Source organism: Spirochaetota bacterium, assembly GCA_025061835.1.
Classification (GTDB): Bacteria; Spirochaetota; Brevinematia; order DTOW01; family DTOW01; genus SKYB106.
The window spans coordinates 1-5840 of sequence record JANXAC010000036.1; the positions used below are offsets into that span (position 1 = coordinate 1).

7 protein-coding genes are annotated in these 5840 nt (G+C 35.7%); all 7 read left to right on the forward strand.

Annotated elements, in window-relative coordinates; all coding sequences use genetic code 11:
- Window positions 1-297: hypothetical protein (locus tag NZ579_07995; GenBank protein MCS7299876.1), on the forward strand; the 297-nt coding region annotated here is incomplete at its 5' end.
- A complete protein-coding gene (locus tag NZ579_08000) occupies window positions 294-1457 on the forward strand; it encodes a putative CRISPR-associated protein (protein ID MCS7299877.1) in 1164 nt (387 codons plus the stop codon). The genes NZ579_07995 and NZ579_08000, both read left to right, overlap by 4 nt.
- Window positions 1450-2436, forward strand: coding sequence for a type III-B CRISPR module RAMP protein Cmr4 (gene cmr4 / locus NZ579_08005; protein MCS7299878.1), 987 nt, complete (start codon window positions 1450-1452; stop codon window positions 2434-2436). The genes NZ579_08000 and cmr4 overlap by 8 nt, the downstream gene beginning before the upstream one ends.
- 16 nt (window positions 2437-2452) lie before the next feature.
- Window positions 2453-2851 (forward strand): type III-B CRISPR module-associated protein Cmr5, encoded by a 399-nt coding sequence (cmr5, locus tag NZ579_08010; GenBank protein MCS7299879.1) that lies wholly within the window; start codon window positions 2453-2455, stop codon window positions 2849-2851.
- Between the two features lie 21 nt (window positions 2852-2872).
- Window positions 2873-3943: a type III-B CRISPR module RAMP protein Cmr6 gene (gene cmr6 / locus NZ579_08015; GenBank protein ID MCS7299880.1), complete on the forward strand. Its 1071-nt coding sequence runs from the start codon at window positions 2873-2875 to the stop codon at window positions 3941-3943.
- A 23-nt stretch (window positions 3944-3966) separates the two neighbouring features.
- Window positions 3967-4797, forward strand: coding sequence for a putative CRISPR-associated protein (locus NZ579_08020; protein MCS7299881.1), 831 nt, complete (start codon window positions 3967-3969; stop codon window positions 4795-4797).
- Window positions 4798-5136: 339 nt separating this feature from the next.
- Window positions 5137-5805 (forward strand): monofunctional biosynthetic peptidoglycan transglycosylase, encoded by a 669-nt coding sequence (gene mtgA / locus NZ579_08025; GenBank protein ID MCS7299882.1) that lies wholly within the window; start codon window positions 5137-5139, stop codon window positions 5803-5805.
- The last annotated feature ends 35 nt before the right edge of the window (window positions 5806-5840 follow it).

Here is a 5840-nt window from a genome sequence, read left to right on the forward strand (position 1 = left end):
TGGTTACCAGATGGAGTAAATGAATCTACGCTTGAAGGTAGTATTTGCGGTGTTCGTGTAGAACTAATTTACTGTGTGATAGGTAAGTATCAAAGGATTGGTGGTTGGGATATGGAGAAGCGCGAGCCAAAACCTATGAAAAAGGCAGTTCCTGTAGGAAGTGTTTATTACTTCAAAGTGTTGGATAACAATGTGAATTTTAAATATATCTTGGAGAAAATACATTTAAAGTCTCTTTGTAAGGATGAACTAGGCAAACAAGGCTTTGGTCTGTGTGCGGTTGGGGTAAGTGTATGAAGAAAATTATAACGATGGTGGGTACATCAATTCTTGAGAACCTAATAAAAAAAGAAGGCTGTAAGGAAGCAGAGGAAATGAAAAGGATAAAAAATGAAATAGCAAACCTAAGGTATTACGAGAATAAAAATGACGATCAAAAGATGGAAAAGTGTAAAAGACTAACATATCTCATTTTAGATGCTTACAAAAAGTGTGACTTGGGGAGAGAAGATGAGGAAATTTACAAAATCTCTGCAGAGCTGAAAAGTCTGAACAAGATAAAAGAAGAATTAAGAGAAGATATCATAGTGTATCTTTTATGCTCTGATACTCTTGTAGGGTATGCTTGTGCGAAGGCTTTGGACTTTATCATCAAGGATTTGCGTATCTTAGAAGATGTGTATGTTGAGCCAATAGAAGGAATACAAGTATCAAGTAGGGAAGATTTTGAAAGAGGTATGGGTAATTTAGTGGAAGAGGTTTATAGGATATCACAACACAATTGGACTGATATTATCTTTAACATGACTGGTGGTTTTAAGGCTACCATACCTTTTGTTACGATGCTAGCCCAACTTAACGGATGTCCGATATACTACATATTTGAAAACACAGACGGTCTGATAAAAATACCCAAAGTTCCAATAAGTAGGGAGATTTTTGATTTAAAGTTGGTTGGCAAATTTATTCGCTACTTTGAAGAACTGTATGATGGTATAGACTCTAAGGAAAGACTAGATGAAATAATGAAAACGGACTTCTACAAACACTTCAGTTTTGCAGTATGGACAAGTGATATTGGTCTTGCTGAACTTAATGCCATTGGTAGAATGATATTAGAGAAGTACAAAGAAAAAAATCAAGTGGATATATATGTTACAGACGAGGTGGTGAGGTATCTTAAAAACAACCCGAGGCTGATGAAAGTTTTCAAGAAATTCGTGATTTTTGTAGATAAGACACATAAAAAAGTTGAATTGAAAAATGGTCATCGTGTTTATGATGATGGATCTAACCAGTATAGGATTTACTTTTTTGAGGAAAGTAAGAAAGTGTATGTATATAAGGTCTTTTGCAACCATGACGAAAGTGATAGGTTTTTGGAAGAGAGGTTTGATAGAAAGAAATATCTAGTAGATACATTTAAGCCTTATAAGGAGGTGTTAGAGTATGTTTAAAGAAAAGAAGATTATGTTTCTGATTGCCGAGACTCCCGTTCATGCGGGGAGTGGTAGTGGGATAGGGGTCATTGACCTACCTATCCAGAGAGAAAGACACACCGACTTTCCAAAGATTGAAAGTTCTGGGCTGAAGGGATGTTTGAGGGATGCGTTTAAGGATTCTGGTGTAGGACAGACAATAATTAATGCGATATTTGGTCCTGAGAATAGTGGAGATTATGCTGGTGCGATGGCGATAACTGATGCTAGAATACTACTCTTCCCTGTAAAATCCCTAAAGGGAGTCTTTGCTTGGATCACCTGCCCAATGGTCATTGAGAGGTTTGTTAGGGATGTTATGATGATAGACAAGAATACGAAATCTGAAAATCCTGCTAACGAATCTCAGTTCCCTATTCGTGCTTTTGCAAGTCTTGTTAAGGATGATAAGTCTCAAAAAGCAAAGATTACTAGTATTTGTGGAGTATTGATAAACTCTGGAAACTCTAAAAAGATAGTTCTAGAAGAGTTTTCGATTGAGGTAAAAGACTCTGAATCTAAAGAGGTTGACGGAGTTGCAGGATGGTTATCTGAAAATGTTCTTCCAAGCGATTCATTTTACGAATTTTGGAGGTCAAAATTAAATAAAGATTTGGTAGTAGTGGATGACGACACTTTCGCCCAATTTGTCAGTAATTCAACAGAGGTAGTAACTAGGGTTAGAATTTCTGATGAAACTGGAACTGCTGAAGGAGGCGGATTATGGACGGAAGAATATCTTCCACAGGATACTATTTTATATTCGTTAGTTATGTTTAGGAATGCAAGAAATTCTAGTGCTCAATCTGAAGGTAATTCTACGTTATGTAGCACTTTTGTATCAAAACTGTCTGAAATTAGGGTTATCCAGGTTGGGGGAAATGCTACTACTGGTAAAGGGTTCGTTAGAGTGAATTTTTATCCGCATCAAAATCAAAATAAACATCAAAATCAATAAGTTTGTGGAGGTTGCTATGAGTGAGCAGAGTCTGTTTTCAAAGATAGAAAGGGGAATAGCAGAAAAGGCTTATGAGTTTGTGAAGAGTGCTAAAGGGAGATTAGGTGGAAAAGAAAAAGATTATAAGTCTCTTGTAAGAAAAATCCCCCAGATGATAATGTCCGGTGGGCTTGGTCAGAGTATTGCCTTTTTATATTCAAAAAAGAGTGGAAATGAAGTGCATAAGTTATTGTATGAGCAATTTGAGGATTATTTCAAAAGTAACATCGTGGCAATAAGACTTGATCAAAGCAACATAGAACTTATACAATGGATAATTTCCCTTGACTCATACGGATACTCTATTGCAACTTGGGAACTTCTGTCATTAGTTAAATGGTTGAAAAGATTTGCGGAAGGAATGATAGAAGGATGATAAGAAAATAGGAGTTTAGATATGAGTTATCAAGGTAATTACAATCAGAGATCTAGCGGGACTAACAATTATATACTCATAGTGAAGAGATGCATATTCTTGACACCAAGAGATACTTCTGATATTCTAGCAAAAAATATTGAGATGAAAGAAAAGATTGATAAATCAAAGAGAGGGATGAAAGATTGGTTTTATGACATCAATTCTAGTATTGACTTTAACCTATACTTACTTTTTACAAAATATTTACCAGCGTATGGGGAGAATTCAAAAGGTCTTCCCGATTTCAAAGGTAATGAGAAGACAAAATATCTTGAAGCCATAAAAAACCACTTTTCTAGCAATACAAATACGAAAAGTTACCAATCTCTAAAGAATTTAGCAAAAGGAAACTATGATAGGATTCAAAATTTAATCAAATCTCTTCTGAATTTAGGATACGCTTGCAAGTCCATAGAAGCCATCCCCAAATGGCGTCTTGTTGTAGGGCTTGGAGCATCACACCCACAGGAAACATCAATGATACTACATCACATATACGGAATTCCTTACATACCCGGTAGCGCAGTAAAAGGTATAACTAGACACTGGGCATTAACTTGCTTTGCAGATAAAATCTCATCTCAAAAAAACTCTGACTTCTACAAGGAAATAGAACAATTGTCAAAAGGATTGGATGGAGGATTTAAAGAAGGTAGTTTATATGGTAATCTATCAATACAATTATTGGACAAGAAAGTAGAGAAGGAGGAGAAAATAGAACTTTCTGATTTAGTTGAAATCTTTGGAACTCAAGAACAAAAAGGCAAAGTCATATTTATGGATGCCTACCCTGTTGATGAGATTAAGTTGGAAATAGACATTATGAACCCACACTATCCTGATTACTACTCTGGTAATAAACCCCCAGCAGACTGTCAAAACCCAAACCCTATAACCTTCCTAACAGTCGGTAAAACCAAGTTCCAATTCTGCTTACTTTCAAAAGACAATAACCTACTGAACAAAGCAACTTTGCTTCTGGAGGAAGCACTCAAAGAGCACGGAATAGGAGCAAAAACTGCGCTAGGATATGGAATATTTGATATTTAGTATTAGGTGGTAGGAGGTAGTAAATGGAAGACAAGGAGTTTCACATAATAAGTAGCGGTGTTTCTATAATAACAAACCTTAAGTCAAAAGAAGGGCTGTACACAGATATAAAAATCTCTGACGAAAATCGTTGGAAGCAGATAGTAAATAATCCGGTAGAAATTAGTAGGGTTGTTGAAATCGTAAAATCCAAACCTATGGAAATGTCAGCAGAACTAAACACATTCTTAAGAGTAGTTGATGGTAAAAATCCATCAAACATATCGGTGTATCTGTTTGGAACGAATACTGCTTCAAATGAACTCTGTAGAATAGCGATACAGGAGTATCTTAAGGAAAAAGGTTATGTTCTATACTCTGCTCTTGATGTTAGCGGTTATTTCCACGAAGCTAAGTATGATCCTAGTTTTGCGAAAGATGAATTTCAGGAAGGTTTGTCAAGACTTATAGATATTCTAATATACATAGCGCTCAAGAAGAAGGAGGAAGGCTATACAGTATTCTTTAATCCGACAGGAGGGCTTAAGGCTCATGTCATAGCTACTGCTATGGCTGGCTTTATAACAGGATCTCAAGTGTATTATATGAACGAAGAATTTAACGATGTTGTGTTTTTACCTAACCTTTTCTATCTTCCTAGGGGTAAGGAGTTAATACTACTCAATATATTAGCACAAAGAGGAGAGGTAAGTATAGACGACTTGATTACCAGCGAACTTGATGACAAGGTATCTCAAGAATATAGAGATGGTATCCAAAGACTTAGTCTCTATGGGCTTGTGGAAGTAAAGAATGATAGGGTAATACTAACACAAAGAGGATTGATGGTATCAAGTAGTTTAGGTGGTAAGTAATACAAGAATCTAGAAAGTAAATGATCAAGATTCGTAATACTCGGGGAAATTTGAGATTAAGATACTGGTAGCAAATTGGGGAAGACCATAAGTATAGAGTGAGGTCAATTGTTATTACGAAAATTTAAGTGTAAGTTTCAGAATAAGAATTTACCAAAGCATTGAAGGTAGAGTGTAGAGTTTTCATGTGGATGGTTATGGTTCTGAAATTCGTAGAGTATGGTTCGTAGGTGATGTCTTTTTAATCTTTTGGCTTGTATTCATAATCTTTGACTTTGTTGTTAGGGATTCCTTTACTTTGACTTTTTCTACCTTCATTGATTATCATTAAATGCAATTATGCTAAAAAAGATTGTTTTGGTCGGAGTAGCAGTTGTAGTTTTATTCCATATTATTTTCATAATACTATCGTCATCTTATGTTGTGTATCTGAAGTATAACAATCCTAAAACTACACCTCTTATGGAATACCGAAAGAGAGAACTGGGGTTGAAGGAAGTTAAGCATAATTATGTTCCTATCAAACGTATTCCAAAGATGGTTACAAAAATGCTTATAATAGCTGAAGATTACAACTTCTACCGACATAGGGGTGTTGATATGGAAGGACTTATGTTAGCGGTGAGTAAGAATGTTAAGATAGGGAATATGAAATACTACGGTGGAAGCACAATATCGCAGCAAGTTGCTAGAACTATGATGCTTATACCTAAAAAGAGTTTCTTTAGAAAATACCTTGAACTCATAGTTGCTCTTGAGATGGAATTGATACTCGGTAAGGAGAGGATACTGGAACTATACTTAAACTACGCAGAGTGGGGTAAAGGTATATTTGGAATATCTTCTGCGAGTAGGTATTTTTTCAAGAAGGAAGTAGGAAGCCTATCCTTTGAGGAGGCTGTTAGGTTAGTAGCGGTATTACCTAACCCAAAAATCTACTCTCCTTTCTCGGTTTCAAAATTAGTTGAAAACAGAGTTGAGCTCATAAAGAGATATTACAATAACTAGGTTATATATGGGATTTTCTTGTGGTATCGTAGGTC

Coding starts and splice junctions, on each gene's coding strand:
- NZ579_08020 (MCS7299881.1), top strand. CDS start 3,967: ATGGAAGACAAGGAGTTTCACATAATAAGTAGCGGTGTTTCTATAATA.
- NZ579_08000 (MCS7299877.1), top strand. CDS start 294: ATGAAGAAAATTATAACGATGGTGGGTACATCAATTCTTGAGAACCTA.
- mtgA (MCS7299882.1), top strand. CDS start 5,137: ATGCTAAAAAAGATTGTTTTGGTCGGAGTAGCAGTTGTAGTTTTATTC.
- cmr5 (MCS7299879.1), top strand. CDS start 2,453: ATGAGTGAGCAGAGTCTGTTTTCAAAGATAGAAAGGGGAATAGCAGAA.
- cmr6 (MCS7299880.1), top strand. CDS start 2,873: ATGAGTTATCAAGGTAATTACAATCAGAGATCTAGCGGGACTAACAAT.
- cmr4 (MCS7299878.1), top strand. CDS start 1,450: ATGTTTAAAGAAAAGAAGATTATGTTTCTGATTGCCGAGACTCCCGTT.